Annotated in this window: 26 protein-coding genes; 22 read left to right on the top strand and 4 right to left on the bottom strand. The window is 66.3% G+C overall.

Going from position 1 to position 26,176, the window contains the following annotated elements; all coding sequences use genetic code 11:
- Positions 1–301: 301 nt before the first annotated feature.
- From VGQ44_18605 to VGQ44_18570, 8 genes are all read left to right on the top strand, one after another.
- A complete protein-coding gene (locus tag VGQ44_18605; protein ID HEV8448852.1) occupies positions 302–433 on the top strand; it encodes a hypothetical protein in 132 nt (43 codons plus the stop codon).
- Positions 434–509: 76 nt separating this feature from the next.
- On the top strand, positions 510–1,844 hold the full coding sequence (locus VGQ44_18600; protein HEV8448851.1) for a cyclopropane-fatty-acyl-phospholipid synthase family protein: 1,335 nt from the start codon (positions 510–512) through the stop codon (positions 1,842–1,844).
- Between the two features lie 108 nt (positions 1,845–1,952).
- Entirely contained in the window at positions 1,953–2,297 is a 345-nt protein-coding gene (locus VGQ44_18595) for a plastocyanin/azurin family copper-binding protein (GenBank protein HEV8448850.1), read from the top strand.
- Positions 2,298–2,398: 101 nt separating this feature from the next.
- Positions 2,399–2,962, top strand: a complete 564-nt coding sequence (locus VGQ44_18590) for a hypothetical protein (protein HEV8448849.1) — start codon at positions 2,399–2,401, stop codon at positions 2,960–2,962.
- A gap of 78 nt (positions 2,963–3,040) precedes the next feature.
- Positions 3,041–4,075: a DUF4956 domain-containing protein gene (locus VGQ44_18585; GenBank protein HEV8448848.1), complete on the top strand. Its 1,035-nt coding sequence runs from the start codon at positions 3,041–3,043 to the stop codon at positions 4,073–4,075.
- 40 nt (positions 4,076–4,115) lie between these two features.
- On the top strand, positions 4,116–5,249 hold the full coding sequence (locus VGQ44_18580; protein HEV8448847.1) for a hypothetical protein: 1,134 nt from the start codon (positions 4,116–4,118) through the stop codon (positions 5,247–5,249).
- A gap of 58 nt (positions 5,250–5,307) precedes the next feature.
- Positions 5,308–8,046 carry a polyphosphate kinase 1 gene (gene ppk1 / locus VGQ44_18575; protein ID HEV8448846.1) on the top strand — a complete coding sequence of 913 codons (2,739 nt, stop codon included), beginning with the start codon at positions 5,308–5,310 and terminating at the stop codon, positions 8,044–8,046.
- 74 nt (positions 8,047–8,120) lie between these two features.
- On the top strand, positions 8,121–8,498 hold the full coding sequence (locus tag VGQ44_18570; protein ID HEV8448845.1) for a hypothetical protein: 378 nt from the start codon (positions 8,121–8,123) through the stop codon (positions 8,496–8,498).
- Between the two features lie 53 nt (positions 8,499–8,551).
- Here VGQ44_18570 and VGQ44_18565 read toward each other — a convergent pair whose 3' ends face one another.
- Entirely contained in the window at positions 8,552–8,863 is a 312-nt protein-coding gene (locus VGQ44_18565; GenBank protein HEV8448844.1) for a hypothetical protein, read from the bottom strand.
- Positions 8,864–9,015: 152 nt separating this feature from the next.
- Here VGQ44_18565 and VGQ44_18560 point away from each other — a divergent pair, with 152 nt between their 5' ends.
- From VGQ44_18560 to VGQ44_18540, 5 genes are read left to right on the top strand one after another with little or no spacing between them, the layout of a single operon-like run.
- Positions 9,016–9,603: a sigma-70 family RNA polymerase sigma factor gene (locus VGQ44_18560; protein ID HEV8448843.1), complete on the top strand. Its 588-nt coding sequence runs from the start codon at positions 9,016–9,018 to the stop codon at positions 9,601–9,603.
- Positions 9,596–9,943, top strand: coding sequence for a hypothetical protein (locus VGQ44_18555; protein HEV8448842.1), 348 nt, complete (start codon positions 9,596–9,598; stop codon positions 9,941–9,943). The genes VGQ44_18560 and VGQ44_18555 overlap by 8 nt, the downstream gene beginning before the upstream one ends.
- On the top strand, positions 9,933–10,403 hold the full coding sequence (locus tag VGQ44_18550) for a hypothetical protein (GenBank protein ID HEV8448841.1): 471 nt from the start codon (positions 9,933–9,935) through the stop codon (positions 10,401–10,403). Before VGQ44_18555 ends, VGQ44_18550 begins: the two co-directional genes overlap by 11 nt.
- Before the next feature lie 31 nt (positions 10,404–10,434).
- Complete coding sequence (locus VGQ44_18545; protein ID HEV8448840.1) at positions 10,435–14,049, top strand: carboxypeptidase regulatory-like domain-containing protein; 3,615 nt, start codon at positions 10,435–10,437, stop codon at positions 14,047–14,049.
- A 2-nt stretch (positions 14,050–14,051) separates the two neighbouring features.
- Positions 14,052–14,435 carry a hypothetical protein gene (locus VGQ44_18540; protein ID HEV8448839.1) on the top strand — a complete coding sequence of 128 codons (384 nt, stop codon included), beginning with the start codon at positions 14,052–14,054 and terminating at the stop codon, positions 14,433–14,435.
- Positions 14,436–14,457: 22 nt separating this feature from the next.
- Here the strand turns inward: VGQ44_18540 and VGQ44_18535 are convergent, their stop codons facing one another.
- Positions 14,458–14,964, bottom strand: a complete 507-nt coding sequence (locus VGQ44_18535; GenBank protein HEV8448838.1) for a Spy/CpxP family protein refolding chaperone — start codon at positions 14,962–14,964, stop codon at positions 14,458–14,460.
- A 271-nt stretch (positions 14,965–15,235) separates the two neighbouring features.
- On the opposite strand from VGQ44_18535, the gene VGQ44_18530 reads away from it, so the two are divergent.
- The 4 genes from VGQ44_18530 (at position 15,236) to VGQ44_18515 (ending at position 18,809) form a co-directional block, all read left to right on the top strand.
- Positions 15,236–16,033 carry a VOC family protein gene (locus VGQ44_18530; protein HEV8448837.1) on the top strand — a complete coding sequence of 266 codons (798 nt, stop codon included), beginning with the start codon at positions 15,236–15,238 and terminating at the stop codon, positions 16,031–16,033.
- 156 nt (positions 16,034–16,189) lie between these two features.
- Positions 16,190–17,116, top strand: a complete 927-nt coding sequence (locus tag VGQ44_18525) for a carbon-nitrogen hydrolase family protein (protein ID HEV8448836.1) — start codon at positions 16,190–16,192, stop codon at positions 17,114–17,116.
- A gap of 90 nt (positions 17,117–17,206) precedes the next feature.
- On the top strand, positions 17,207–18,298 hold the full coding sequence (locus VGQ44_18520; GenBank protein ID HEV8448835.1) for a M15 family metallopeptidase: 1,092 nt from the start codon (positions 17,207–17,209) through the stop codon (positions 18,296–18,298).
- 148 nt (positions 18,299–18,446) lie between these two features.
- Positions 18,447–18,809, top strand: a complete 363-nt coding sequence (locus tag VGQ44_18515) for a four helix bundle protein (GenBank protein ID HEV8448834.1) — start codon at positions 18,447–18,449, stop codon at positions 18,807–18,809.
- Positions 18,810–18,869: 60 nt separating this feature from the next.
- Here the strand turns inward: VGQ44_18515 and VGQ44_18510 are convergent, their stop codons facing one another.
- Entirely contained in the window at positions 18,870–19,430 is a 561-nt protein-coding gene (locus VGQ44_18510) for a nitroreductase (GenBank protein HEV8448833.1), read from the bottom strand.
- Positions 19,431–19,488: 58 nt separating this feature from the next.
- Here VGQ44_18510 and pepT point away from each other — a divergent pair, with 58 nt between their 5' ends.
- Positions 19,489–20,763 (top strand): peptidase T, encoded by a 1,275-nt coding sequence (gene pepT, locus VGQ44_18505; protein ID HEV8448832.1) that lies wholly within the window; start codon positions 19,489–19,491, stop codon positions 20,761–20,763.
- Positions 20,764–20,818: 55 nt separating this feature from the next.
- Here the strand turns inward: pepT and VGQ44_18500 are convergent, their stop codons facing one another.
- On the bottom strand, positions 20,819–21,043 hold the full coding sequence (locus VGQ44_18500; protein ID HEV8448831.1) for a hypothetical protein: 225 nt from the start codon (positions 21,041–21,043) through the stop codon (positions 20,819–20,821).
- 281 nt (positions 21,044–21,324) lie between these two features.
- Here VGQ44_18500 and VGQ44_18495 point away from each other — a divergent pair, with 281 nt between their 5' ends.
- The 4 genes from VGQ44_18495 to VGQ44_18480 all read left to right on the top strand — a co-directional run.
- Positions 21,325–22,020, top strand: coding sequence for a response regulator transcription factor (locus VGQ44_18495; GenBank protein ID HEV8448830.1), 696 nt, complete (start codon positions 21,325–21,327; stop codon positions 22,018–22,020).
- A complete protein-coding gene (locus VGQ44_18490; GenBank protein ID HEV8448829.1) occupies positions 22,017–23,645 on the top strand; it encodes an ATP-binding protein in 1,629 nt (542 codons plus the stop codon). The genes VGQ44_18495 and VGQ44_18490 overlap by 4 nt, the downstream gene beginning before the upstream one ends.
- Before the next feature lie 59 nt (positions 23,646–23,704).
- Positions 23,705–25,669, top strand: a complete 1,965-nt coding sequence (locus VGQ44_18485; GenBank protein HEV8448828.1) for an APC family permease — start codon at positions 23,705–23,707, stop codon at positions 25,667–25,669.
- Positions 25,670–25,910: 241 nt separating this feature from the next.
- The coding region (locus tag VGQ44_18480) for a hypothetical protein (GenBank protein ID HEV8448827.1) at positions 25,911–26,176 on the top strand (266 nt) is incomplete at its 3' end.

The raw sequence follows: 26,176 nt of genomic DNA, 5'->3' as shown, positions 1-26,176 counted from the left end.
GGGGAAGGGGACCGTCTGGCGCCAGCCAGCCGAAGCGTCTGGCGGGTTTGTTTGGGCGAGGTCTGAGTGCGGATTCGATTCCCCGCGCGGATGAAATGCGAGTCGATTGGCGCGCGCTCGCGTTTGCGCTCGTGGCTATTCCAGGAGCAATGATTCTGTGCGCGTTGGCGCCGGCACGCGATCGTCCGATGCGCGGGGCAGCGAGGGACCAGGACCGGGATACCGCTCCGTGCTTGTCGCAGCGGGCTCGGGCGTTACAGCGGGCGTTGTCCTTGCGTTTGCGCCTAGTCGGCTGTTCGGCGTGACGGCGCTGGATGGGGTGACTTACGGGTCGGCCGTGGTGGCGATGATCGCCACGGCCATGCTCGCTTGCTTCACTCCCGCGCGCCGCGCGACGAAGGCCGATCCGCTCGAGGCGCTCCGCGAAGGGTGAACGCTCCGGCCGCGTTTGCCACGATCGCCTGGAGACGCTAAATCGAAACCCATGCGATCGCCCAGGCGATAGCAACGTGGAACGGCACGACATAGTCTCTGCACTTCATCGCAGTCAGCACGCGGTCGACACGCTGTTCGGAACGCCGACGGAGCGCGGCTTCGACGTGCGCTATTGGGACGGCACCGTCGAGACGGCCGGTGACGGGGACGCTCCGTTCACGCTCGTCCTCAAGACGCCCTCGGCGCTGCGACAAATGCTGCTTCCGCCGAGCGAGCTCGCGATCGTCGAAGCGTACTTATCGGGCGTCGTCGACGTCGAGGGAGAGCTCTCCGCGGCCGTCGCGCTCGGCGATGCGATCAAGTCGCGGCTATCGTCGGTACGCGCGCTGATCTCACTGACGAAGGATCTCCTGTCGCTCCCCAGTCCGAATGGCGACGCCGAGGCTGTTCGCGAACACAGCGCCGACGCGCTCGGCACCCAGTCCGGCGAAAAACATGAGCGCAGGCGAGATCGCGCCGCGATCAGCTACCACTACGACGTCGGCAACGACTTTTACCAGCTCTGGCTCGACAAGCGGATGGTGTATTCGTGCGCGTACTTCCACCGCGCCGACGACACGCTCGACCGCGCGCAGGAGGCGAAGCTCGATCTCGTGTGCCGCAAGCTGCGCCTCGAGCCGGACGATCGATTCCTCGACATTGGATGCGGATGGGGGGCGCTCGTCATTCACGCTGCCACGCACTATGGCGTGAACGCCGTCGGCGTCACGTTGAGCAAGCGGCAGGCGGAGCTGGCGACGAAACGGATCGCCGACGCGGGACTCTCGAAGTGCTGCCGCATCGAGCTGCGCGACTACCGTGACGTCGCCACGCTCGGGCCGTTCGACAAGTTGGCGAGCGTGGGCATGGTCGAACACGTCGGGGTCGACCACTTGCCGCAGTACTTCGCGTCCGCGTACGCCGCGCTCGCGCCGGGCGGGCTCTTTTTGAATCACGGGATCGTCAGCGTGCAGGCCGGTCGGCCGCGGGGATGGCGCGAATCGTTGGCGCGGCGCCTATGGAAGGCGGACGCGTTCATCGACCAATACGTCTTTCCCGACGGCAAGCTTGGCCCGTTCTACGAGATCATTCATGCGGCGGAAGCCGTGGGGTTCGAGACGCGCGACGTGGAAAGCCTCCGCGAGCACTACGCGCGGACCCTGGAGGAATGGATCAGTCGTCTCGAGCGGAACCGCGACCGGGCTGTCGCGATCGTGGGCGAAACGGCGTTCCGCGTGTGGCGCCTCTATATGACCGCGTCGGCTCGGGGGTTCGGGACGGGAGACCTGAACGTCCTTCAGACGCTGCTGTCCAAGCCCCGCGAAGGACACACGAACCTTCCGCCGACGCGCGAAGATCTCTTTATCTGAAACGTCGTTGCCGCGAACAACCGGTCGCGGGGTGGACCGCGTCCGGAACCGTTCGTCCGATGCGTGGATAATCGAAGAAGTCTCGGTCTTCCATCATCGGAGAGGGAAATGCGTAAGGGATGGATTTTTCTCGCGGCGGTCGCGATGGCGGCGGCGTCGGCGTGCGGCAGCGATTCGACCGGCCCCGGAGGTAGCGGGCCCCCGGTTGCAACCAATCAGGTCTCGGTCGGCAACGACTTCTTCAACGCGCCAAACATCGTCGTTCCGGCCGGAACGACCGTTACTTGGACCTGGAGTGTGAGCGCGACCGACCACAATGTGACGTTTTCCGACGCGTCGTCCGGCGACAAGACCGCCGGCGCAACGTACAGCCGCCAGTTCAATACGGCGGGAACATTCTCGTATCACTGCACGTTACACGCAGGGATGACCGGTTCGGTGTTGGTGCAGTAGCGGCCCCGTCGCTCCGCAGGGCGGGGGGGGAGGGCCCGATCACCCGTGTCATCAACGTGGCACGGGTGTTTTTTTCACCTAGTGGAGTCTCGAGGTCTCGGATGGTGAGTCAGAGAGCGTTCGGCCTGCTCGCGTCAGTCGCGCTCTTCGGCGTTCTCGTGCCCGCGGCAGCCTCCGCGCAGGGCGGGCGAGGCGGCGGGCGCAGCAGCGGGTTCGGCCGAGGCGCGTCGCTTCCGCGCGCCCCCGGCGTGGATGTGCCCCAGGTCGTGAACGCGGTCAATCTACTCGTCCAGCATCGACAGGATCTCGCGCTGAGCGACTCGCAGTTCATGAACGTGATCGCGATCAAGCGCACCCTCGATTCGACGAACGCGCCTCTCATGCGCAAGCTCGACTCGGTTCAGCGGCTGTTCAAGAAGGGTCCCCTGTTCAGCAGCGGGAGCCCCGAGCGGCGCGATTCCGTGGCGGAGGCGAATTCCCTCGTCCGCGAGACGATCGCCGCGGTCCGGGAAAACAATGAGTCAGGGCGCGACCGGGCGTATGCGCTCCTGTCGTCGCGCCAGCTCGACTCGGCGCACGGGTTCGAGGCAAAGGCCGAGCAGCAAATCCAGGACGCGGCGGGGCAGAATCGGGGGCAGGGGAAGGGCCGGCCGCCGTCAGGATAGTCGAATGAGCTAGCGAACGGCCGTCCCTGTGGCGAATTTTGTGGCGCTCGCCCTCCCCTCGAACTCGGACGTTCGCGCATGGCCACTCGGTCGATCGCGCCCGCCGCAGCGTCGGCGAATAGAGTCATAGTTCAGGTCGTCCTGTACTACATCGCGCTGACGATCGTCGGCGCATTGGTGTGGCAGTATCTGCCGCGCACGCACATCATCAGCGACTCCTCCATCGCCGCTCTCTATGGAACGGGTGACGTCGTGCGGACGGGCAAGAACGCCGTCGTGCCGGAGGTCGGACAGGGCACGCTCGCGGCGACGGTCGCGATGGCCATGATTGCCGCGGCCCTGCTCTCCCTGCCGGTCGCGTGGGTCTACACGCTGACGCGTTCCCGGCGCGGATATCAGCAGTCGGTCGTGCAGCTGATGATCGTGCTCCCTGTGGTCGTTTCCGGTATCGTCGTGCTGGTGAAGTACAGCCTGGCGCTGGCATTCAGCTTGGGCGGCATCGCGGCGGCGGTCCGCTTCCGAAACACGCTCGATGACAGCAAGGACGCCGCGTACATCTTTCTCATGATGGGCATCGGCATCGCGGCCGCCGTGGATCTGCCGGTGGCCGCCGTGATCTCGATCGTCTTCAACGCCGTCATCTTCCTACTCTGGACGGCGGATTTCGGCCGCACGCCGGTGGCCCTCGACGGCAAGCTCGCCGAGCGACGTCTTCAACGCGCCAGGGAGCTAGCGCGGACGGGCACCTTCGTGGCGCGCATCGAAGACGAGGTGCTCAGCGAAATGACGTCGGAGCAGCTCGAGGGCATCGCGCAGCGCGCATGGCGCCGGGCCCGGGAGCACAGTCCCGAGGGCGAGGAGCGGGGCGGCGACAAGGTGGAGTGCCGCCTCCGGGTGAGGATCACCGACGCGATGATTGTGCAGCCTGTCATGGAGGCGCGGCTCGACGAAGCGGCGAAGAAGTGGGATTTGGCCGCCGTCTCCGAATCGGGTGACGGGGTAACGGTGCTCGATTACGTGGTACTTCCTAAGAAGAAGAGCGGCCCGGAAGAGCTGCTCGCATTGTTGCGGCTTGCCGGCGGCAAGCACATGGTCGAAGCCGAGCTGCTGTAGGCATCCGTTGTCTCGCTACCTCATCCGCGAGGGAGAAATCGTGATCGAGCATCGACTCAGTCAATGGCGGCTGTGGATGGTGTCCACGTTGTTGGGCTTGGGCGCCGCGGTTTGCGCGGTGCAACCCGCCGTCGCGCAGAAGCAGCAGGGATCGGTGAAAAAGGTCAAAGCCGACAAACCGGATCGCGCGCCCGACGACACGGCGCCGCTCGCCAAGTTTTTCGAGAGCGAGGAGCCGCTCCCGATCACGCTCACGCTGAACGTCAAGCGTATCCGGGGCGACAAGGACGACACCGCGCCGTGGCGCGACGCAACGATCACCTACACGCCGCCCGGCGCGTCGGCGCCGGAGGTGCTGCCGCTCAAGCTCAAGACGCACGGTATTTGGCGGCTGAACCACTGCGACTTCCCGCCGATCCGGCTCGACTTCTCGAAGGACAACACGAAGAAGACGATCTTCTCGGGCCTGAACAAGCCGAAGCTCACCAACTTCTGCCGCGACGACGACACGTACGAGCGATACGTCCTTCAGGAGCTGCAGGCCTACCGGATCTATTGGACGGTCACGCACGACAGCCACGCCGTGCGCGCGCTCAAGGTGACGTATGTCGACAGCGCGAGCGGCAAGCCGTTGACGACGCGATACGCGTTCATTCAAGAAGATCCGGGCCGTCTGTCGGCGCGCCTCGGCGGTAAGATCTTGGACATCAAGGGCGCTGGGCCGGGCGACACGCAGGCGGGGAAGATGGTGCTGATGTCCCTGTTCCAGTATCTCGTCGGCAACACCGACTGGTCGATTTCCGGGCTTCACAACGTGGAGCTGTTCGCCCGCAACGACGGCACAGATCCGTTCCCGATCGCCAGAGACTTCGACTTCGCTGGTTTGGTGAACGCTCGGTACGCCACCGTTGATCCGCGGCTAAAAGTCAGAGTGGTTCGCGACCGGCTTTACCGCGGATACTGCGTGCCCAACGAAGAATATTCGAAAGCGTTCGCGGTCTTCGACGCGAAGAAGGACGCGATTTACGCGCTGTACCACGACAAGGTCGGCTCGCTGCTTCCGGCGGACATGGTGAGCGAGTCGCTCAAGTACTTCGACGATTTCTACAAGACGATCGACAACCCGAAGAACGCGAAATCGGACATCATCGAGGCCTGCGTCGGAAAACGTTGAGCATCTCGCCGACTCGAAGCGGCGCGCCCACGGGGGGAGCCGGCGCGGCGATGACGGCATGACCGAATTCCGTTGCGAGCTGCTCTCGGCAGACCAGCTCGGCGCGCTCGCGTCCGGGCCTCTGCCGCCGGGGATCGCGGCCGGTGACGCGCGCCGGTCGCTTCACCGCGACCTGTACCTGGACACCGTCGACGATTCGCTGCGCCGCCGTGGCGTCACCTGCCGGCTGCGGTTGGACGCGAAGGGCGGTGCGGCGCTCACGCTGAGAATCGCCGGCGGCGAGGCCAACGGGGGCGAAACCCGTGTCGACGCCAGGGTCGTGGCCGGCGACGTCACGGCAGCGATGGCCGCCGAGACGGCCGTTTCCAAACGGATTCGCGGCATCGTCGACCCGGCCTTGTTGCAAGTGCGTGTCGACCTGGAAGTCGACCGGCTCACGCGCCGCGCGTCGCTCGACTGGCTGCGCCGGCCGCGGCTGAGCGTTCACCTGGATCGCGTTACGGTCCGCCGCAACGGCACGTCCGCGCGATTCTTCCAGATGTGCGCTCACCGGCTGCGGGGCGACGCGGCAGACCTGCTCCAGCTCGAGCGCGCGCTGGAAGAAGAGCACGGCGTTCGCCGCTCCGCGGTCCCGACGCACGAACGCGCCGAACTGGCGATCAAGTGGGCACGCCTCGAGGACGTGCCGCGCGGCACGGCGTACTCCGACCGCTATCTTCGCGCGCCGATTCCCATGTCCGGCGGAGAAGGACCGGAGTTCTTCAACGCCGAGCTGAGTCTCCTGGCGTTTCAGCATCGCGTGCTCTCGCTCGTCGCGAGCGAGGCGACGCCGTTGCGCGAACGGCTTCGTTTCCTCGCGATCGTCGCGGCGAACGTCGACGAGTTCTTCATGGTGCGCATGGCAGGTTTGCTCGCCGCCACGCGCGGGGAACCCACGGAGCGCACGGACGACGGCCTGTCTCCGGGGGAGGAGCTCGCGGCGGTCTCGGAAGCCGTCGCGTCGATTTCGGCGCGGCAAGCCCAATGCTTCGATGAGTGCCGCCAGGCGCTGGAGTCGGCTGGAGTGCGCGTTGCCACGTGGGAAACGCTGTCGGAGCCCGATCGGGCGGTACTCGCCGATCGTTTCCGCGACGACATCCAACCGCTTCTCACGCCGTTCGCGATGACCCTGAGCCCGGGTCATCCTCTCCCACGCCTCGGGCATCTGACGCTTTCGATGGCGCTCATTCTCCGCCAGCGCCCGGGCGGACCTCCGCGGTTCGCCGAGCTCGAGCTCCCGACGTCGCTCCCGAGATTTCTCACGGTCGGCGCCACTCCGGACGAACGCACGATCGTGCCCGTCGAGGAGGTCATTCGCGGCAACCTCAATGCGTTGTACCCCGACGCGACCGTCGAACACGCGTACGCGTTTCGCGTGACGCGGAGCGCCGAGATCGAGCTCGACGAAGAACACGCGGACGACCTGCTCGAGGAGGTCGAGCGCGCGACGACGTCGCGCGGGCAGGGCATCGCCGTCCGGGTCGAGGTCGAGCGCGGAATGCCGGCGATCGTCCGCGCGTTGTTGTTGGAAAACGTGCGGCGCGAGCAGGCGGCCGTGGGCGCCGCGCCGCTTCCGGACGTGGACGAGATCGACGGGGTGTTGGATCTGCGCGGACTCGCGCAAATCGAGCTCTCGCCGCGCGCCAGGAAGTCGTACCCGCCCTTCACGGCCGGCCGTCCCTTCGGCGACGCGCGCGCGTTCGCGACGCTCGGTGCCGGGGACGTGCTCGCGCACCATCCGTTCGATTCGTTCGGCGAGACCGTCGTGCGATTCGTGCGCGAAGCAGCGGCCGACCCCGACGTGGCGGCGATCAAGATCACCCTGTACCGCGTCGGCAATCCGTCGGCGATCGCCGACGCGCTGCTGTCGGCGGCGAAGGCGGGAAAGTCCGTCACGGTGTTCGTCGAGGTCAAGGCGCGGTTCGACGAGGAGGTGAACGTGGCTTGGGCGCGAGCGCTCGAGGCGGCCGGCGGCCACGTCGTGCGCGGCATCGTCGGGTTCAAGAACCACGCGAAGGTCGCCCTCGTCGTGCGGCGCGAGCGCGGCGCGCTCCGACGGTACGTGCACATCGGAACCGGGAACTACAACACGCGCTCGGGTGAGCAGTACACCGACCTGAGTCTGTTTACGACGAACGAGCGGATCGCCGACGACGTCGCGGATTTCTTCAACGAGCTGACGGGCGTCTCCGCGCCGCCTCGCAGACCGAAGCAGGAGCTGCTCGTCGCGCCACAGCATCTGTTGCCGGCGATCGTCGAGCAGATCGACCGCGAAGCGGCACACGCGCGCGCGGGTCGTCCGGCCCGGATCACGGCGAAGCTCAACGGACTTTCCGACCCCGACGTCGTCCGCGCACTCTACCGCGCGTCGAACGACGGCGTCGAAATCGACCTCGTCGTTCGCGGCATCTGCACGATCCGTCCGGGGATTCAAGGCCGCAGCGAACGGGTGCGCGTGACGTCGATCGTCGGCCGCTTTCTGGAGCATTCGCGCATTTATCGCTTCGCGAACGGCGGGTCGCCGCGCTACTTCATCGGGTCGGCCGACCTTCGCCCGCGCAATCTTCGGCGACGCGTCGAGGTTCTGGTCCCGATCGACGACGCCGAGCAGCGTCGCCGCCTCGACGACATCCTCGCGCTCTACCTCGGCGACCCCACGGGGTGGGATCTTCGTGCCGATGGGACCTACGAGCCCCGCGGCCGCACCGGCGATTCAACGCAAGAGACGTTGGCCGGGCAACACAAAGCCGTTACGTAGCTGGTGTGACGCGCACGGCGCGCGCCGGGTCGAACAAGGCGGATCGTCGGATCCCCCTCAACCCGGAGAGCACTATGCGTTCGCGCCTTTCGGCATTTCTCTCGGTCGCCGCGCTCGCGTGTCTCGCGTCCGTCGCCGGCGCGCAGGCCAAACAAGCGACGGTGACCTGCAACGACGGAACCACTTCGACCGCTACGGGTCGTGGTGCGTGCTCGAGCCACGGCGGCGTCAAGAAAGCCGCCGCCTCGAAGGGAGAGACCAAGGCCGCGACTCCGGCCGGAAAGCCGAAGACTGCGGAAACGAAGCCGGCGAAGGCCGCCGATACGAGCAAGCCGAAGACCGCTGGCAAGCCGGCCGCCAAGACCGCGACGGTGAAGTGCACCGACGGCACCATGAGCAAAGGTGGTCAGGGCGCCTGCTCCAGTCACGGTGGCATCGCAAAGCCGAAGTAGGCCGTCGAATCGACACCGCCCGCCGTTTACGCGGCGGGCGTTTTTTTTCGTCGCTATCCCTCGAGCTTGTAGATCTCTCGGCGTCCGGAGTCGATGAGGTCGTGGTAGCCGGCCATGATCTTCTCGAATTCCTTCTGGTCGGCGTCCGAGGAAGGAGGCGACAACATCATCTTCTCGAATGCCTCGAGGCTCGCGACCTCCATTTCACCGACGACCGTCCAGTACTGCTCGGCGGAGACGTCGGTCATGATCCGCATGTTCGGCATGCCCGCCCGCTTGCTGATGGCGTTCATCGCCAGAAGCTTCTCGACCATCGGCTTCACCTTGCCGGGCTTGCAGTAGAAAATTTCGCGCACGAGGTACATGGATCGTCTCCGCTGTTCGCGTGTGGTGCGACGAGTTGGGTCTCGAATTCTCGCCGGGCAGGTTGGGGCAAGCGAACGGGACGACAGCGTCCTGATCGCGAGAGGCGGCCTCAGGGGTTCGACTCGGTTCCGGGCCGGACTAACGCACGAGCGTGCCCGCGTGTCTCGTCGTGGTGGCCACCGGCACGCCGTCCGATACTGAGCTGATCTCGCGCGCGCTTGGCGGCGACGCGACCGCGCTCGACGCGCTCGTCCGAAGACACTATCGGACGGCGTTCTCGATCGCGCTCGCGCAGACCGGAAGCCGCGCCGACGCGGAGGACGCGTGCCACGACGCGTTTCTGCGGGCCGCGGAGCGCTTGGCCGAGTGCCGCGATCGCGAACGGTTCGCGTTCTGGCTCGGCGCGATCGTTCGCAACCGAGCGCGCAACATGGTCAGCCGAGGGATCCTGCGGCGGGCCACGCCGCTCGAGCCGCAAACCGTGGCAGCGCGAGAGGATCCGGCGAGAGATGCGGAGGTGGCGGACCTGCGTGGTCGATTGGAGGCCGCGCTGACCGTGCTCTCGGCGACGCAGCGCGAGGTCGTTCTCCTGCACGATCTGGATGGTTGGACGCACGCCGACATCGCCGCGGCGATCGGCACGTCCGAAGGAATGTCTCGGCAACATCTGTTCAACGCTCGCCGGCGGTTGCGCGAGGCGCTTGGACAGAATACTTCGAAGGAGCATGAACATGAATGAAGAACCGGTCGACCTCGCATCGCTCGACCCGACGCGGGACGCGTCGTTCGCCCATCGCGTCTCGGCGATCGTTCGCGAGGCTCGAGTCGGCCAAGCGCCGGCGGTGACCGACTATCTGTCGAGTTGGACGCGGCCGGCGCTCGCCGCAGCGGCGGTGATCGCCGCGATGAGCGCGATTCCGCTACTTCGTCGCAATCCACAGCCTGCCGGCGTGACGACGGCCGAGATACTGGGCGTACCGCCCGGTCTGGTCGCTATCGCGCGGTCGTCACAGCCGCCCGGCGTGACCGATCTCGCCGAAGCGCTTGGAGTCGAGGCGGGGGCGAATCATGGCCGCTGACAATCGAGCTCGAGCCGCCGCGCTATTGACCGCGACGTTCGTCGCCGGAGCGATCGCCGGCGCCGCGCTCTGGCCGCGGATCGAACCGCGAGGAGTGGAGGCTCGTCGATCCCCATTCCGAGGAGAGCGAGGGGTTGGGGAGGTCGAGGCCGAACGCATTCCGATACCACTAGAGACGCTCGGGCTGACCAACGACGAGCGCGAGCGGCTTCACGCCATCGCGCGCCGGTGGCGTCCCCGCGCGACGAATGAGTTCGAGGAGGTTCGGCGCCACGTTTCCGATATGGAGAACGGCATGTTCGCCGAGATGTTGTGTGCGCTCACACCGGACCAGCGCGACAAATATCTGAAGTTGACGCAGGACCAGCACTACGACACGGCGGTGGTGAGCAAGCGTTTCGCCATCGTGCGGGCGAATCGTTGCGCCGAGGTTGCCGACGCCACTAACGCGCCGAGGTGACGGCGTGTCTTGAGCTGACTCGCTCAGGACAATGCGAATGAAGTGGGTGTGGCGCGCGGCGCCGATGTGGCTGACATTCTCATCCGCGATTGCGGGCGCGCAGTCGCGCCACGAAGTGGTGCGCGGCCGCGTGACCGACGACAGCGCCCGCGCGGTGCGCGCGGCGAGCGTCGTTGTGACGAGAACGGCGGATCGCGTCGCGAAAACGACCGTCACCGACACCGGCGGGACTTTTGTCATCGAGTGGGCGGACGGCGCCGGTGACTACGCGGTCGCGGTGAGCGCGAACGGGTTTCAGCCGGTCACCGTGCACGTGACACGAACGACCGCTGCCGATTCGGTGCTCGTCGCCAACGTGCGTCTCGCGCATGCCGTGCGATTGAATCCGGTGGTGACGCAGGCGCGCCGGGTCGTTCCCGATCGCGATCCGGCCAGTTACGGCGCCGGAGGAACGGAAGCGACGACGTTCGTGCAGAATACGGCGCGGCGTCTCGCGCCGGACCAAGCGGGTGATCTCACCGCGATCGCCGCGATGATGCCTGGCGTGGCGCTCGCGCAAGGAGGGATCTCGGTCTTCGGACTTCCTCCCGGCCAAAACAGCGTGACGATGAACGGGCTGGCGTTCGCGGGGAGCGACGTTCCGCGAGATGCGGCGACGCGCCTTCGCGTGCTCGCATCCACGTACGATCCGTCCAACGGCTGGTTCAGCGGCGCGCAGACGGCGGTCGATCTGGTCGTCGGCGGACAGTTCACGCAGCGGAGCGCGCACGTGACGCTCGACGCGCCGTCGCTCCAATACACCGATCGGGTTTCGGCGCAGTCGGGCCAGCGGTACACGAACATGAACGCGAGTGTGGGCGGAAGCGGTCAGCTCCTCCGCGACGGGTGGGCGTACAACTACGGATTGCAGGGCGGACGGAAGTCGGCTGACGTGGCCTCGCTCTTGTCGGCGGACGACGACCTGCTCGAGCATGCGGGAATCGCGCCCGACTCGGCCGCGGCGGCGATCCGAGCGCTCGGCACGCTCGGGATTCCGACGAATCGTGCCGGGACCCCGGGGGGCGCGGTCGATCAGAACGTCTCGTTCATCGCACGCATCGATCATGCGCCGTACGATTGGACGCAGCGAGCGTACAATCCGACGACGTACGGGCTGCAAGCGTACGCGAAGCTTTCGAGCGTCGGCGCGCAGGGATTCGGCCCCGTCGCTACGCCCGGCCACGGCGGGTCGAGCTCGAACGCCATCGCGTCGCTCACGGCCTCCTATACGAGCACACCAAGTCAGTCCTCGCTCATCGATCTGAAGAGTGGCGTTACCGTCGTGCGGAACTCGGCCGATCCTTATCTGTCGGTTCCCGACGGACGTGCCGTCGTCGTCTCGCCGCTGGTCGAACCCGGACAAGGAAGCGACACGGCATCGACCGCCTCGACGTTGCAGTTCGGCGGGAACAGCGGGATCCTCACCCGCTCGCGACTCTTTCGGTGGGAGACGCTTGGGCAGCTTCAGCTCGCGCCGGAGGCGCACGCGACGCATCGGATCAAGTTCGCGGCGGATGCGCGGTTCGACGAAAGCGCGCAGGATGTGTTCGCGAATCAACTGGGAACGTTCAGCTACGCCTCGCTGAACGATCTGTCGGCGAATCGTCCGGCGTCGTTCACGCGCGCGCTCACGTCGCCGACGAGGCGCGGCGGCGAGTGGAACGCGTTCGTCTCGGCGGGTGATCTGTGGCGCGCCGCGTCGACGGTTCAATTGATCTACGGGTTGCGCGTCGATGCGAATCGGTTCACGGAAACACCGCTATTCAACCCGGCCGTCCTCAGCCGCTTCGCTCTGCGCACCGACAACGCGCCGAACTCCATCGACTTAAGCCCCCGACTCGGTCTCACCTGGCAAGCGACGCCGAGCACGACGATTCGCGGCGGGACCGGGCAGTTTCGAAACGCAGTCGACGCATCGCTGCTGGCCGTGCCGTCCGTATCCACGGGTCTCGCGGGGTCGACGCTTCGGCTCTCGTGCGTTGGGTCGGCCGTTCCGACGCCGGATTGGCGCGGGTACGCGGCCGATCCCGCGTCGATTCCCACGACGTGCGTTGGCGGCGGCGGCCCGCTCGTCGATGCGGCGCCCAGCGTGCAGGTCGTGGACCCGAATTACCGGCCGGCGCGAAGTTGGCGCTCGAACCTGGGGTTTGCGTCGAGTGTGGCGAAGAACGTGTTCAGCATCGACGGCGTGTTGTCGCTCAACAGGAATCAACCCGGAACGATCGACGACAACTTTCTCCGGCAATCGCGTTTCACGGTGAGCGACGAGGGGCGCGCGGTTTTCGTTCCGCCGTCCAGCATCGTCGGCACGACGGGTGCGCTGTCCCCGACCGCCGCGCGCCTGGACAGCTCGTTCGGGCGTGTCGTCAGCGTCGTGTCGGACCTGCACGGCGTCACCAAGCAAGCGGTCATGACGTTCCGGCCGTTCATTCCCGACAACGTGCGGCGGTTCTTCGGCGACGTCGTCGCGTCATACACGCTCACCAACGCTCGGACGAGCCAGCGAGGGTTCGACGGCGCGGCGTTTGGGGATCCGTTCACGAAAGAGTGGTCGCGCGGCGACCTCGACGCGCGACATCTGCTCGTCGTGCAGGCGGTCTTCAGGCCCTTCGGCGATCAACGCGCGAACATCTTTCTCTCGGGGCGGGCGCAATCCGGACTGCCGTTCACGCCGTTGGTCTCCGGCGACGTGAATGGCGACGGGCTCGCCAATGATCGCTCGTTCATCATCGACTCTCCGGCGTTGCGTTCGCTGATCGCATCGTCTTCGCCGGGTGTGGCGAATTGCCTGGCGTCGCAGATCGGCCGGGCCGCCGGTCGCAATAGCTGCGAAGGCCCGTGGACGGCGCAGATGAACGCCGGCGTGCATCTCGGCGCCGAGTATCTGCGCAATCATCGGCTCGACGTCGTGCTCAATTTCGCGAATCCGTTGGCGGGACTCGATCAACTGCTCCACGGGTCAAACCTGCGCGGGTGGGGAGGCCCGGCGGTGCCGGACCAGACGCTGTACACGGTGCGCGGGTTCGACGCGACGCAGAATCGCTTCATCTACGCCGTCAACGAGCGGTTCGGAAACACGCGCGCGACCAGTACGACGCTCCGCGCTCCGTTTCGGGTGACGCTGGACGTCGGCATCGACATCGCGCCCGCGTTGTCGGACCAGTTGCTCGACCGCTGGCTGAGCCTCGGCCGCGACGGACGACCCGGGACCAAGCTGTCCGGGACCGAGCTCGCACGGCGATTTGCGACGACGATTCCCGACCCGTTCGCCGAGCTGCTGCAGCAATCCGATTCGCTGATCCTGTCGACGGACGAAGTGAATCAGCTGCGGGCGGTTGATTCTCGCTATCGAATGCGCGTTGACGCAGCGTGGGCCGACCTGGGCGTGTATCTCGCGGGATTGCCCGAGCGCTACGACGCGTCAGCCGCATCGCGCCGCGTCGATGAGACGACCGATGATCTCTGGGAAATCAGTCGGACCGAGATCCAACGCTCGCTGCCGGAGATTCTCACCACCACGCAGACGGCGATGCTCAGCGGTTACGCCGGCCTGCTTTTTCGAGCACGCGACCGCGTGCACATCAGATTGACGCCGCGCGGAGGTTGACCGTGCACACGTTCTTGGCGATCGCGTTCTGTTGCGCGTTGCAGGGAGAGAATCCGGTTGGGACGTACACGCTCACGTTCCAGCCGCGAGCCGAGGTCATGACGGCCACCCTCGTCATCGCGCGCCGCGACAGCGGTTATCGCGCGAGCATCACGATGCGACAGTTGCGGCGCGTCGTGACATCCGATTCGGTGTCCGTCACCGACGGACGGTTGCACGTCTATCTGCCGAGCGAAGTCGCGGATCTGACGTTCGACTTCGGCATCCAGAAACCGAAGGACGATGTCTTCCTGGTGCACCTGGACGACGGCGACATGCACGGACTGCTGCAGGTTGGCCGTCCGGCTGAGAAAAAACCGGACGGCGTACCCCGCACGTCGCGCTAACGAAGCGCGGCGGTAACAGCGCTCAGGAAGCGGGCGCCGGCTTGGTGTGCTTCTGGCCGTGCTCGCGCCCCGCGCCGAACTCGCGGCGGTGCGATTTCATCTCGGCGACATTGGCGTCGAACTGCTTCTGTTGATCCGGCGTGAGGATCGCGCGGACCGCGGTGCTGTGCGCCGTGAACTGCTGCTCCATCTTCGTCCGCTGCTCCGCCATCAAGCGACGGGCCGTCGCCGTGTCACCCGACTGACGCGCCTTGCGCATGGCGTCGAAATCGGCGCGCCTCGCGCCGCTGTCGGTCGCCATCGATGCCCGTTCGGTCTTTTGGACCTCGGCGAGCTTCGCCTTCTGGGCGTCGGTCAGCGTGATGTTCTTGAGCAGCGCGTGCTCCATCATCCCGGGCCCGCCGGGACCACCGCGCCCTCCACGACCACCCCAACGGTGTGCCGTCGAGTCGCGAGGAGCCTGCGCGTGAACCGCCTGGGCACCGGCCAGTGAGACCGCCAGCGCCGCGAGAATTGAAAAGTTTCTCATGACAACTCCATCCTGTGAAATGATCAAGGAGCGGCGCCGAGACATGTGGGCGACCAGCCCTCGATTGTCTTTGTGCTCGTACTCGCGGATTCACGCCAGGGTCCATTGTTGCGGCCGAGCCTGCTAGCAACGCCCGGCCGGCCGCCCCTGTAGCGGGTCGACCTCGATTTGAAATCGTTTTGCAAGGTAGGATTGATGCCGGCCGTGAACCGGCGCAGGTTCATCGCCCACCCGTATGCTCACCGATTCATGTTCGATGGGGGAGGCTCCAATGGCTGACGACACTTCGACCACCAGCACCACGCGCGGCCGCTACGTCTGGCACGAGCTCATGACGCCGAATACGGACGCGGCAAAGGATTTCTACGGAAAAGTCGTGGGCTGGACCACGACGAAGTTCGACGCCACCACTGTCGACTACTCGCTGTTCATGGCCGATGAGCGGCCGATCGGCGGACTGATGGAGCTGACGAAGGAAGCCGCCGACATGGGCGCGCCGCCGAACTGGCTCGCGTACATCGAAGTGCCGAACGTCGACGACACGATCGCCAAGGCGCAGGCGCTGGGCGCGTCGATCATCGTGCCGGCGAACACGGTGGAGAACGTCGGGCGCTTCGGCATCCTGCGCGACCCGCAGGGCGTGGCGTTCGCCGTCATCACCAGCGCGACGCCCGTCGGCGACGAGAACGATCCGCAACCGCGCGAGTTCTCCTGGCACGAGCTCGTAACGACGAACGCCGATGCCGCGCTGGATTTCTACAAGAACCTCTTCGGCTGGGAAGTGAAGGGAAACTTCGACATGGGCGAAGCGGGCGTGTACCAGATGTTCGGCCGCGACCGATTCACCTATGGCGGCGTGATGAACAAGGCGGGCGATACGCCGGCGCAGCCGTACTGGTTGCACTATGTGTCGGTCGCCGACAGCGCAGACGCCGCCGCCGAGCGCGCGAAAGAGGCGGGTGCGACGCTGCTTTCCGGACCGATGGAAGTTCCTGGCGGCGATCGCATCGCCGTGCTGACCGATCCGCAGGGCGCCGTCTTCGCCGTGCACTCGAAGCCCGGACGCTAGGCGAGACTGAAATCGGGATACCGGGCAACCGGGCATCGGGATACCGGAACTGCGGAACGCAGTCGACGCGTCACGCCGTTCCGGTATCCCGGTCCCCGGCGACCCGGTCGCGCGCGGGAAGTGTTGCCGCGTTGGCGTTGCGCGTAACTTCGCGGCATGACTAGAGTCGCCATCGCGCAGGCCGAGGTGCAACCGTCGCTCGACGCCGGTCTGAACGCGACGCGTCGCCTGATTCGCGAAGCCAGCGACGCGGAGGCCTCGCTCGTCGTATTTCCCGAGACCTGGCTGCCGGGCTACCCCGTGTGGCTCGACGTCTGCCGCGATGTCGCGCTCTGGGATCACGAGCCGGTCAAGCGCGTGTTCCGCCGGATGGCCGAGGAGAGCGTCGTGGTCCCCGGACCGGTCACCGACGCGCTCGGCGCCGCGGCGAAGGAGGCCGCCGTCGTTCTCGTCGTCGGTGTCACCGAGCGAATCGACTCCGGGCCGGCCCACGGCACGCTCTACAACACCGTGCTGACGTTCGACGCCGACGGCCGGCTCGTGAATCACCACCGCAAGCTCGTGCCGACGTACACCGAGCGAATGGTGTGGGGACTCGGCGACGCGGCCGGTCTCACTTCAGTTGAAACAAAGGTTGGACGCGTCGGCGCACTGGTTTGCTGGGAGCACTGGATGCCGCTCGCGCGGCAGGCGATGCACGATTCCGGCGAAGACATTCACGTCGCGCTCTGGCCGACTGCGCACGAGATGCTGCAAGTCGCGAGTCGCCACTACGCGTTCGAGGGGCGCTGTTTCGTGCTCGCCGCGGCCTCGCTGATGCGAGCGTCGGCGCTGCCGCCCGAGCTCGAGCCCCACGCGTCCAAGGTTCGATCGCCCGACGATTGGGTGCTCCGCGGCGGCAGCGCGGTCATCGGCCCCGACGGCCGATACCTGGTCGAGCCATGCTTCGATCGCCCCGGGTTGATCGTGAGCGACATCGACCTTGGTCGAGTGCGTGAAGAGCGAATGACGCTCGACGTGAGCGGACACTATCATCGTCCCGAGCTGCTGCGCCTCGAGATCGACAGGTCGACGCGCCGCTAAAGGACATGGGCGTTCCGCTACCCACTCAGCGGATCAATCCGTAGCTTGAACGCGTCCGGGAATCGACTCTCACGTCGGAGAATTCTCACGATGTCGCGTTCGGTGCATTCGCCTCGCGTGTACGCATTGGCCGCCGCGGCCGCATCGCTCGTCGCGTGCACGCCCGCGGTGCGCGGCCCGGTCAATCCACGCGCCGCGGCTCGACGCGCGCTCGAGATGCCGCCCGCGCCTCCTGCCGCGCCGGCGCGCTGGCGCGGGTTGATCGGAGAGTACGACGCGCCGGCGGGCATGCGGCTCGTGCTCGAGGACGCCGGCGAGTTGTGGATCGCGGACACGAACCATCACGCGCTGCGCCTCGTCGAACGCGGCGCGACCGAGTTCACGGTCGCGTCGGGGAACGCGGAGCGCGTGCTCGGTCGTCGCGTTTCGACGATTTCGTTCGTTGTTGGCCGCGGCGATCGCGCTCGCGTGCTCGTCGCCGGCGGCGAAGGATTTCCTCGTCGTGACATCGAGCCGGCCGAGGGCACGAACCAGCTCCGCGTCACGCCCGTGCGGCCCGTCGAGCAACTCCGCGTCGAAGCGTTGGCCGCGTCGCCGCCGCGTGAATCAGGCAACTTCAAGAAGTCGGATCTCATCGAGCTCACGACGCTGGAACCGGGCATCAAGCTCGAGATCCGCTATGCGACGACGAACAATTTCCTCGGCACCCGCTTTTACGACCAACCGCGCGCGTTCATGCAGCGCCCCGCCGCCGAGGCGGTCGCCCGCGCCCATCGCTCGCTCGAACCGCTCGGCTACGGTTTGCTGATCCACGATGCGTATCGCCCATGGTACGTGACCAAGATGTTCTGGGACGCGACGCCCGCCGAAAAGCGCTGGCTCGTCGCCAATCCCACCGAAGGCTCGAAGCACAATCGCGGATCGGCCGTGGACCTCACACTCTATCGCTTGTCGACCGGCCGCTCCGTCGACATGCCGAGCACCTACGACGAGAGCACCGATCGCGCGTACGCCGACTATCCCGGCGGAACGTCACTCGAACGCTGGCATCGCACCCTGCTTCGCCGAGCGATGGAAGAACAGGGGTTCACCGTGAATCCCACGGAGTGGTGGCACTTCGATTTCAACGGCTGGAAGGACTATGCGATTGGGAATGAGCCGTTTGATCGGATAGGGCGGTAGGGTGGTAGGGCCGGGGGGCCGGTAGGACGGTAGGCCGGTAGGCCGGTAGGCCGGTAGGCCGGGGAACATTAACGGCGTGCTGCGTTCGAATGGTACAGTCGCAATGGAATGATCCGCGGTTTCGGGGCCCCCGAAGTCAGTATTGGCCATGCGAAATCCTGACGATCTCCGAGTTACGGCCGAGGCGCGCGAACTCGTGATTGCGACGTACCGCGTCACCGCGCGATTCCCGACTTCAGAGCGGTTCGGATTGACCGCTCAGATGCGCCGCGCCTCTGTCTCCATCGGGTCGAATGTCGTCGAGGGCTGCTATCGAGTCACCAACCGAGCGTTTCTCGTCTTTTTGCACCAGGCGATTGGTTCAGCCGCTGAACTCCAGTTTCAGATCGAGCTGGCGCAGCAACTTAGCTTCGGCGATCCGAATGAGTTGACCGCCCTGCACGCCAAAGCGACAGACTCTAAGAAAATGCTGTCGCGTCTGATCTCGAGTTTGCGGTCTCGGCTCAACTAGGAAGTTGTGCGGCCTACCGGCCTACTGGTTTTCGGCCTACCGGCCTACCGGCCTACCCCTTCAGTCTCGCCAAGTGGTGAGTTCTCCGGCCGGAGTCCTACGCTTCCCGGGCGGCACCTCTGCTGGCGTGCCGACGTTCACGATCGCGACGATCTTCTCGCTGTCGTGCACCCCGGCGGCGGAGCGGGCGGCGGCGTCGTCCATCACGCCGCCCGTTTTGATGTGTGTGCCGAGCCCCAGGTCGATCGCGCCGAGTGAGAGGTTCAGCACGGCCATCATCGCAGCGGCGTAGTCCTCCTTCGCAACCTCGGGGTCGTCGCTCTGCACGACGGCGACGGCGATCATCGCGGGGAGCTCGAAGTGTTCGCGCGCCACCGCTTCTTTGACTGCGCGGCCGCTCTCGGGATCCGGCTGCTTGCGAGCTTTTCGCTCGCCGAGCGCCATGCCGTACGCGTGCCTCGCGGCCGGGCCGAGGACGTAGAAGCGCCAGGGCTGCGTGAGCCGGTGGTTCGGGGCGAGTGTTGCGACGTCGAGCAGCGTTTCGATCTGCTCGCGGGTCACCGGCGATGGTCTGAACCGTTTGATCGAGCGCCGGGCTCGGATGGCTTCGATGACGTCCATGGCTCGCAAGGTAACGAGGGTTGATTCCGCCGAACGCTCCGCGTAGCTCTTGAGCACCATGAGCGAACATCCTCTCGCGCCGCCCAAAGAATCCGTCGTCGACCGATTCCTTCGTTATGTCCGCGTCGACACGCAATCGCGCGAAGACGCGTCCACCACGCCCAGCACGCCCAGCCAATGGACGCTGGCCAAGCTCCTCGTCGAAGAGCTCACGTCGCTCGGGGCGAGCGACGTGTCGGTGAGCGACCACTGCATGGTCTACGCGACGATTCCGGCGTCCGTCCCCGAAGCCCGGGCGAAATCGACGCCGGTGCTCGGCCTGCTCGCCCACGTCGACACGTCGCCGGCCGTGAGCGGAACGGGCGTCAGGCCGACGATTCACGCGAATTATCGGGGTGGCGACATCACGCTGCCGGGTGACACGTCGCAGGTGCTGACCGTGGCGCAGAACCCGGCGCTCGCCGACATGATTGGCGACGACATCATCACCACCGACGGCACGACGCTGCTTGGTTCAGACGACAAGGCCGGCGTCGCCGCGATCATGACGCTCGCCGACACGCTCCTGCGAAATCCGCAGATTCCGCACGGGACCATCAAGGTCGGGTTCACCGCCGACGAGGAGATCGGCAGCGGCATCGACAAGTTCGACGTCGAGTACTTCGGCGCGGAGATCGGCTACACGGTCGACGGCGGCGAGCTCGGGGAGATCAGCGACGAAACGTGGAGCGCGCGGCTGGCGACGGTCACGTTCCGGGGAAAGAATACACATCCCGGCACCGCCAAGGGCGTGATGGTGAACTCGATCTACGCGCTCGGCGATTTCGTGGGCCGCATGCCGAAGGACATGCTGCCCGAGACGACCGAGGACCGTGCCGGCTTCGTGCACCCGTACGCGGGCGTTGCCGACGTCGAGCAGTCGAGCATCAAGGTTTTGCTGCGCGATTTCGAGCTCGCGGGCCTCGAGGAGAAGGAGCGCGTGCTCCGTGAGATCGCCATGGAGACGGAGCGCCACTGTTCCGGCGTCAGCGCCTCGGTCGACGTGAAGGAGAACTACAAGAACATGAAAGAGGTGCTGAAGAACCGCCCGGAGCTGACGGCCAACGCGCTCGAGGCGGCGCGTCGCGCAGGTCTCTCACCGTTCACGAAGCCGATTCGCGGCGGCACAGACGGATCGAAGCTCACGTTTCGCGGTCTGCCGTGCCCCAACATCTTCACCGGCGGCTTCAACTTTCACAGCAAGTTGGAATTCAATTCGCGGCGCGGGCTCGAGAAGACCACGGAGACTCTGGTCCACCTCGTCCAACTGTTCGTCGCGGACGGCAAGGCGTAGAGACGCGGAACCGGCGGCGGGCCGCGACGCCCGCCGCCGGTTCCGTCGAGGAGATTTATTTGTCGAACTGCTGGGCGAGCTTGAGCTGACGAACCGCCGCGTCGATCGCCTTGATCGCTTGGACGCGGTGGCCGCCGAAGTCGTGGGCCGCGGTCTTGAGCTCTTGCTTAGCTGCCTCGAGTTCGACGACGGCGCTGCGAATGTGCGGGTGGGGTTCGATCGTCGCCGGCGTGAACGCCATCGTGCCGGTGAGCCCGGCCGCCAACAAAAGCATCTTCATACGCTTCCTCCATCGGTGGAGCGAGTGGGTTGTGCGCCATGTCACGGGCCGATCGATCGCACCCGCGCCCCCGGTTGGTGGGACGATCGAGGGGGCGTTGCCGTTAACGGTGACAGGTGGACAGGTGGACAGGTGGGCCGCGAGAAGATCGTCCGTCTTACTTCAGCGCCTGACGTCAGTCATTTGGGATTGGGTCCTCAGCGGTCCCGTCCACCTGTCCACCCGTCGACCCGTCCACCCAATCGTTGCAGCGCGTTTGCGACGTCGGCAGACTTCAAGGCATGGCTAACGACGTCGTGCTCGTGGTCGATGACGAACCGCAGATTCGTCGGGTCGTGCGCAATGCACTCGCGTCGGACAACACGCGAGTGATCGAGGCGTCGAACGCGCGCGACGCGATCGACCTCGCGGCGGCGGAGCGTCCCGCGCTCATCGTCCTCGATCTCGGACTGCCGGACGCCGGCGGCGTCGAAGTCTGCCGAGAGATCCGCTCATGGTCGCAAGCGCCGATCATCGTCCTCTCAGCGCGGCATTCGGACCAAGAGAAAGTGACGCTGCTCGACGCGGGTGCCGACGACTACGTGACCAAGCCGTTCAGCCCCGGCGAGCTCCAGGCACGTGTTCGCGCGCAACTGCGTCGCTCGCGTCTCGCGCCGGCCGCCGGCGCCGGGCAGGTGATCACGATCGGCGACCTCGTGATCGATCCCGTGAAGCCGTCGGTCAAGAAAGCGGACGCACCCGTCCATCTCACCAAGATCGAGTGGGAGTTGTTGCGCACGTTACTCAAGCACGCGGGCCGAACACTCACGCACCAACAGTTGTTCCGCGCGGTGTGGGGGAATTCGTCGGGCGACATGCAACAGTATCTGCGCGTGCACGTGCGCAGCCTTCGACGCAAGCTCGAGACGGATCCCGTGCGCCCGAAGCTGATCGTCACGGAACCCGGTGTCGGGTACCGGTTCGAAACCGAGCCGTGAACTCGCGTACGCGCGACGCCGCCGAAGACGCGCGCGACGGCCGCGCCACGCCCAGACCCTGGGTCGAATGGGTCGCGTGGTTCGCGCTCCTCGTGGTCGTCACGGCATTTCTCATCTCCGTGCGTCCGCATCTCAACGCCACGTACATCACGCTCGGGTACCTGCTCGTGGTCCAGGGGGGCAGTGCCCGGCGCGGGCGACCGCTGGGCCTGGCGCTCGCGGCCGTCGCGTTCCTCAGCTTCGACTACTTTTTCCTGCCGCCGTTCGGAACGTTCACGATCCAGGATCCGCTCAACTGGTTCGTTCTGCTCGCGTTCCTCGCGACCGCCGTGTTGTCGGCGCAACTGCTTTACCGCGCGCAGGCGGAAGCCGCGGCGGCGCGACAACGCGCCGTCGAGATCGACCGGCTCGCGTCGCTCGGTGCGGAGACGCTGAGCACCGCTCGCGCCGAGGACGCGCTCGTCGCAATCGCGTCGGTGATTCGCACGTCGCTCTCGCTCGATCGATGCGGTGTGTACGCGGCGGACGCCGAGTCGCGCGGGGTGCGGCTGGCCGCCGAGTCGAGCGAGCCGGCCAAGCGACAACCGATCGACGAAAAGCTGGTCGAGTCGGCCGTGCGCGAGGGACGCCCAGCCGCCGAGTTCGTGGACGGCAGCTCGACCGCGGATGCCTCCGCGGAGCTCATCGTCCAAGGTGACGGCGCGCACCCGGCGGTGCGCGCGTTCATTCGACCGCTGCAGGCGCGCGGCCGAACCGTCGGCGTGCTTCGCGTCGCGAGGAATGAAGGGCTGTCGGCGAGCGCCGCGCAGATCCGCGTCCTCGACGCGTTGTCGTATTACGCCGCGCTTGGCCTCGAGCGAGTGCGCCTCGTCGCCGATGCGGAACGTGCGCAAACGCTGCAGGAAGCTCATCGCGCGAAGGACGCCGTGCTGGCGTCGGTGTCGCACGATCTCCGCACGCCGCTCACGACGATCAAGGGGCTGGCGCACGAGATCGCGGCGGGCGGCGACGACCGCGCGGACGTCATCGAAGAAGAAGCCGACCGCCTGAACCGTTTCGTGGCTCAGATGCTCGACCTGTCGCGAATCACGACCGGTGTCGCCGCGCCGAACGTCCAGCCGAACGAAGCCGAGGACCTGCTCGGCGCCGCCGCGCAGCAGGTGTCCGGTCGGTTGGCGGGACGCGAGCTGCGCGTCACGACCGACTCCAGCGAAGCGCTGCTTTTCGGCTCCTTCGACTTTTCGGAGACGCTGCGCGCGATCGTGAACCTGATCGACAACGCCGCCAAGTATTCGCCTCCGGGGACGCCGATCGATCTGACGGCGACGCTGGACGGTCGATGGCTCGTCTTCGCGGTGGCCGATCGCGGGCCTGGTGTTCCGCGCGCCGAGCGCGAGCGGATATTCGAGGCGTTCTATCGACGACCGGGTCCGCAGTCGGGCGCGCCGGACGTCGGCGGCGCCGGGCTCGGTTTGTCGATCTCGCGCGGCATTGCGGCGGCCCAAGGCGGTGGACTGGATCTGGAGGAGCGCCCGGGGGGCGGCAGCATTTTCCGCTTCCGCGTGCCCGCGATCCCAAGCTCGGCCTTCGACGGCGACGGCGAGGGGGGATTCTCGAAATCTTAATGGAAAGCGGGGCGGTCTTCACGCGGTCTTTACGCGTGAGGTCGTAAGATCACGGTGCTGTGGTATCACCCGTCCATTCCGTCCCGACGCCGTTTGGTCGTCTCAAGCGAGTTCTATTTGGCAGACCCCTCGCTTCGGACCGCCTCGAGCACGAGCGGCTGAATAAGCGCACGGCGCTCGCCGTCCTCTCTTCCGACGCCATCTCTTCCGTCGCCTACGCGACGGAACAATCGCTCATCGTCCTCGCCGTCCTTGGCGGCGCGGCGCTCTCTTACGTCGTGCCGATTTCGGCGGTGATCGTCGGGCTGCTCGTGCTCGTCGCCCTTTCGTACCGGCAAACGATCTTTGCGTATCCGGGAGGCGGCGGGTCCTACACCGTCGCCAAGGACAATCTCGGGACGATGCCCGGCCTGATCGCCGCCGCCGCGCTGCTCACCGACTACATCCTCACGGTGTCGGTATCCATATCTGGCGGCGTCGCGGCCATCACGTCGGCGTATCCGCGCCTGTTGCCCCACACCGTCGCGCTGGGCGTGGGCGCGGTGCTGCTGTTGATGCTCGTGAATCTTCGCGGCGTGCGCGAGTCGGGCATCGCGTTCAGTATTCCGACGTACGTCTTCGTCGTGATGATGTTGGGGCTGATCGTCCAAGGCATCATCGCGGCGTTTGTCGGAGACGCAGCCGGCGGTGCGCCGGCTCGGCCACCGTCGGTGCCGGGTCCGGTCGGATTCGCGCTGGCCTTTCTCGTGCTTCGCGGGTTCGCCGAAGGATGTTCGGCGATGACGGGGACCGAAGCGATCTCGAATGGCGTCGGCGCGTTCAAGCAGCCGAGCGCGAAGAACGCGGCGACCACACTGGGATGGATGGCCGCGATCCTCGCCGTGTCGTTCCTCGGCGTGAGCGGCTTGGCGCATCATTTCGCGGTGATGCCGTCGGCAAGCGAGACGGTGCTGTCGCAGATCGCTCGCCACGTGTTCGGCGCCGGTATCGTCTACTACGCGTTCCAATACGCAACGTTCGCGATCCTCGTGCTGGCGGCCAACACGGCGTTCGCCGATTTCCCGCGGCTGTCGAGCATTCTCGCGCGAGACCGGTACATGCCGCGTCAGTTCGCCGCGCGAGGGGATCGTCTGGCGTTCTCGAACGGCATCATCGCCCTCGCCGCGGTCGCGGCCGCGCTGATCTGGGCATTTCGCGGTCAGACGAGCGCGTTGATTCCGCTCTACGCCATCGGTGTGTTCGTGTGCTTCACGCTTTCGCAGGCGGGGATGGTGATGCACTGGGTGCGGAGCCGCGCGCCCGGGTGGAAGTGGCGCGCCGCGCTCAACGGACTCGGCGCCGTTGCCACCGCGGTGGTGTCGCTCATCCAGGTGGCGACGAAGTTCACGGAAGGCGCGTGGATCGTGGTGCTGATCATTCCGCTGATCATCTACGTGCTGGTGCGGATCCATCGTCACTACGAGCACTTCGCCCGCGAGGTCGCCTACAACGGACAGGCGCCGTTGATGTTTCTGCACCACACCGTGCTCGTCCCGGTGAACGGCATCACGAAGCCGGCGGCCGGAGCGCTGGTCTACGCGACGACGATCTCGGAGGACGTTCGCGCGATCTACGTCGAAGTGGATCCCGACACGTCGGCCGAATTGCGGCGGCGGTGGGATGAATGGGACATCGGGGTCCAGCTCGTGGTCCTCGCGTCGCCCTATCGATCCGTGCTGCGCCCGCTCGTCGACTACGTGAATGGACTGATCGAGCGGGGAGAGGGCGACCTGGTGACGCTCGTCGTTCCGGAGATCGTCCCGCGCAGCTGGCTCGGTCACCTGCTGCACAACAAGACCGCGCTCTTCATCCGGACGGCGTTTCTCTTCCGGCCCAACGTGGTGGTCACGGCCGTGCCGTATCTGATCGGCCGGGCCGTGCGGCTCCGCGATCGGATCAGCCACGACGAGCGGCTCGACGTCGCCGACGAGGAGTCGGTCGAGGGCACTCCGGCGCCCGTGGCACGGGTCTCCGGCGCGCGCTAGCCATACTCGCGGCCCGAGCACAAGCGATCCTCATCTGACAACTGATTTCTACGAACACTTACGTCATTCGTAAGTGTGAAACACCGGCGCGCTACGTCACGCGACGTATCGTCCGTTCCGCGAGGCAAGCGTAGAGTCGGGGGCGTTGGACATCCCACCCCTACCCACCCACTCTCGCTCGCAGCCCACCCATGTCAGGCACCACTTCAGTCGCTCGATCCTCGCCTTCATCTCCGTCGTCGTGGCGGCGACCACGGCCTGTACGTCCGACCCGATCATCGGTCCGACCAGGGTCGACGAGAACCTGTCCGAAGGGCGCGGCGTCTTTCAGAGGTACTTCGCCATCGGTACGAGTGTCAGCGCCGGCGTCCAGGGCGACGGTCTCATTGCGGCGAACCAGCTGGCCTCCTGGCCCGCGCAGCTTTCGACGGCGGCCGGACGCACGTTGAACCTGCCGCTGATCGACGGCACCGGCTGCAGGTCCCCGCTGACGCCACCTCTCGCATT

This window comes from Gemmatimonadaceae bacterium, assembly GCA_036003045.1.
In the GTDB taxonomy this organism is placed as follows: Bacteria; Gemmatimonadota; Gemmatimonadetes; order Gemmatimonadales; family Gemmatimonadaceae; genus JAQBQB01.
This window is presented reverse-complemented; position numbering and strand designations above follow the sequence as displayed.